We start from the raw sequence: 525 nt of genomic DNA, 5'->3' as shown, positions 1-525 counted from the left end.
CACGTTGTGAGCCCCCGCCCCGAACCGCACCCGCACCCGCACCCCGGGCTGCGCCGCCTCGTCCAGCTCCTCCGGCACGGCGTACTCGAAGTACCGGTCGAGATGCAGCACCCCTTTGTCGACCAGCACCCGCGCCACGGGCAACTCCTTGGCCAACGCGGCCCCCCGCCACGTCCGCGGCTTGGCCCGCGGCACCTTGGCCTTGCGCACCGACTCCCGGATCAGCGCCAGCTGCTCCGGCCCCTCGGCCCCCTCCGCCTCGAACCCTTCGTTCTCCCTGCTCACAGCAGCATTCCTACCAGACGGCTCGGACACCGACCCGGCCGTGAGGACGACGAGGCCCGGCACCCCACCAGGGGGTACCGGGCCTCGTGTGAGCCTGTGCGGCCGCGGTTACAGACCGGCGGCCTTCCGCAGCGCCTCCACGCGGTCCGTCTTCTCCCACGTGAAGTCGGGGAGCGCCCGGCCGAAGTGGCCGTACGCGGCGGTCTGCGAGTAGATCGGGCGGAGCAGGTCGAGGTCGCG

At 72.8% G+C, this 525-nt stretch carries 2 protein-coding genes; both read right to left on the bottom strand.

Annotated features, from left to right (window positions below):
• Nucleotides 1-285, bottom strand: a 285-nt coding sequence (locus AOK22_RS13900; RefSeq protein ID WP_482255555.1) for a primosomal protein N' family DNA-binding protein, incomplete at its 3' end; no start/stop codon positions are given.
• A 108-nt stretch (nucleotides 286-393) separates the two neighbouring features.
• The coding region (locus tag AOK22_RS42685) for a methionine adenosyltransferase domain-containing protein (RefSeq protein WP_244164778.1) at nucleotides 394-525 on the bottom strand (132 nt) is incomplete at its 5' end.

The sequence above is a fragment of the Streptomyces silaceus genome (assembly GCF_001419745.1).
Lineage (GTDB): Bacteria > Actinomycetota > Actinomycetes > Streptomycetales > Streptomycetaceae > Streptomyces > Streptomyces silaceus.
The sequence above is the reverse complement of the archived record's forward strand: the minus strand, read 5'-3'. Positions and strand labels throughout refer to the sequence as shown.